This window comes from Streptomyces sp. NPDC025793 (genome assembly GCF_055558375.1).
Window position 1 is genome coordinate 1 of record NZ_JBVHMR010000127.1, and the last position, 2869, is coordinate 2869.

The following is a 2869-nucleotide window of genomic DNA, read 5'->3' on the forward strand; positions in this document are numbered from 1 at the left end:
CCCGCCGGTACATGGGACTCGACCTCCTGGCCAAGGCCCGCCTCCACCCGATCGAGTCAGAAACCGACGAGACCGTCCTCCCGACCGAACTCACCTCCTAATGATGTTGTCAAGCCATCGCGGCGACGGGGAGGTTGGCTTGGTAGCACTGTCCGTCACGGATGAGAGCCCACAGGACATTCACGCGCCGACGGGCCAGGGCGAGAACTGCCTGGGTATGCCGCTTGCCTTCAGCGCGCTTGCGTTCGTAGAAGCGGCGCGAGTCGTCGCAGCTGCGGATGCTGATGAGCGCGGAGGTGTAGAAGACACGTTGCAGGCCGCGGTGGTAGCGCCTGGGACGGTGCAGGTTGCCGCTGATGTTGCCCGAGTCCCGGGGGACCGGAGCGACTCCGGCGAGGCTGGCCAGGCGATCGGCGGTGCCGTAGCGGCTCATGTCGCCGGCGGTGGCCGCGAGGAATTCGGCGCCCAGCAGCGGGCCGATGCCAGGCATGCTGGAGATCACTTCAGCGAGTTCGTGGTCGCGAAACCGGGCCGCAATGAGCTTGTCGATCTCACTGATCTGCTCGTTGAGGCTCATTACCTCCTTGGCCAGGGTGTGGATCATCTGCGCGGTGATCTTCTCCCCGGGGACGGCGGTGTGCTGGCGTTCGGCTGCTTCCAGTGCGGCCTCGGTGAGAGCCTCGGGGCTGCGCACGCTGCGATTGCGCAGCCAGGTCACCAGCCGCTTTCCGCCGGTCCGACGGAAGGCGGCGGGGGTCTGATAGCCGGTCAGCAGGATCAGTGGTCCGACGTTGGTCAGGTCAAGAACTCGCTCCAAGGCAGGGAAGATACTGGTGAGTTGACCGCGCAGACGGTTGATCCTGCGGGTGCGGTCCGCGTTCAGGTCGGCCCGGCGGCTGGTAAGGACCCGCAGCTCGATGGCCTGTTCGTCGTCCGACCGCAGGACCGTCAGGTCGCGACGCATCCGGGCCTGATCGGCGATGACGGTGGCGTCCTTGGCGTCGGTCTTGCCCATGCCCCGGTAGCCGGCCGAGGCCCGGTTGACGGCCAGTCCGGGTATGTAGACGAGGCGCTGGCCGTGGTGGAGCAGCACGCTGATCCACAGGGCGGCCATGCCATCGGCGACGTCGACCGCCCAGACCACATCCACATCGAGGGCAAGTACGTCGGCGAGCAGGGCCAGCAGCTCCGGCTCGTCGTTCAGGACGCGCCGCGACAGCAGTCGTTCGCCCTCCGCGTTCAGAACCACGCAATGGTGATGGGTCTTGCCGATGTCCGTACCCGCCCAGATCTGGGCCACCAGTTCCTCCGGTCGTTCGATGTGCTGTTCTCCCGGACGACCTCGCCGGCGCGGTCCTACTCAGCGATCCACTCGAAGGCGGTCGCAGCTCCTAATCAGCGGCCGAGTCGTCGTGAGACACCGGGCAGCCAGGTGAGTGGAACCATCGAGGGCAACCGCATAGAAGCCATACCCAGTGTCTCTGGGTCTCTGGACCTTACGATGGCCCGTCCAACCCACGAACAAGGTAGGACCGCATAGCCTCAAAGAAGAGATCACCGAGTGGCCGTCGATACACCACTCCAGCGGACGTGACCGCCGACTGTCCCGATTCCACCACCGCCCCGAGAAGGTCATCACATCCACCCTCGTGGCAGCCGCCTGAAGAGCAACTTCAGAAACTGGCTTGAGCGCCGCCTGGAAGCCGTCGTGACGCCCTTCAGCAGGGGAAGGGGCGGCCGCGCCTACCGAGGCCTGAGCGCAGCTCGCGGTCCCCGCTCAGATCCTCACCACCGGCCTTGCACGCCGTCGCGGCATACACGCTGAGCTGGGATTTTGCGCTCTCTGGCCGTACTGTCTCCCCATCGCGAAAGGGGGGCCGGATGGACCGGCGCATCCGCACGGTCGAGGACGTGCTGAAACTCCTCGACGACCTGTTCGTGCCGGACGCCGACCGCTGGACGAACGACGCAGCCGCCTGGCGGGACACCTTCTATGCCGACCGCTCCAAACCGGTACCGTTCTTCGAGGCCAAGCCGGAAGAGAATCTCGCCTCCTGCCTCGACCGCCGGCTCATCACCGGGCCGGGCCCTCGACCTGGGTTGCGGCCCCGGACGCAACGCCCTCTATCTGGACTCCCTCGGCTTCCAGGTGGACGCCGTCGACCTCTCCCCGGCAGCCGTCGGCTGGGCCGAGGAGCGCGCCCGTGAGACCGGAGCCCGCATCCGGTTCCACAAGGGAGACGACTTCGCCCTCGCCGGCACCGAGCTGAGCGGACGCTATGACCCGATCTACGACTCGGGCTGCTTCCACCACCTGCCGCCCCACCGCCGCATCAGCTACCTCGCCCTGCTCGACCAACTCCTCGTACCCGGCGGCCACTTCGCCCTCACCTGCTTCACAGACGGAGAGAGCGGAGGAACAGACCTCCCCGACGAGGCCTTCTACCGCGACACCCGCCTTCACGGCGGACTCGCCCACACCCCACAGTCCCTACGCCGGATCTTCTCCAACCTCACAGGAGTCGAACTTCGAATCATGCGCGAAGAACCACCCGAATTCACGTATTTCGGCGAACCCTTCTTGTGGACTGCCCTGTTCCGAAGCGACGCCTAACCAGCACGTGCCCTCAGCCAGCCGTTCGCTCCAGCGCCCATCGACGCTAAACCGAACGGGACCCCAAGCACCGCCCCCAGCTCACCTACGGTGACCTGCAGAAAGTGGTTGTGACACAGCTTCTCATCTTGTCGTTTATCGCCTGGCCTCGAATTTGTGACTGAGTGGGCGTTAAGTCCGTTTCTGGTAGCGGCCTCGTCCGGGTTGGGTGAGGAAGCCTTGGCGGACGAGGCGTCCGAGGCGGCTGCGGGTGAC

Annotated in this window: 1 protein-coding gene and 1 pseudogene; one reads left to right on the top strand and one right to left on the bottom strand. The window is 65.9% G+C overall.

What is annotated here, in order from left to right; genetic code table 11:
- Nucleotides 1-109: 109 nt before the first annotated feature.
- On the bottom strand, nucleotides 110-1300 hold the full coding sequence (locus ACZ4MF_RS48770) for an IS110 family RNA-guided transposase (RefSeq protein WP_467500878.1): 1191 nt from the start codon (nucleotides 1298-1300) through the stop codon (nucleotides 110-112).
- 581 nt (nucleotides 1301-1881) lie between these two features.
- Between ACZ4MF_RS48770 and ACZ4MF_RS48775 the strand changes: the two are divergent.
- Nucleotides 1882-2614: pseudogene (locus ACZ4MF_RS48775) on the top strand (class I SAM-dependent methyltransferase).
- The last annotated feature ends 255 nt before the right edge of the window (nucleotides 2615-2869 follow it).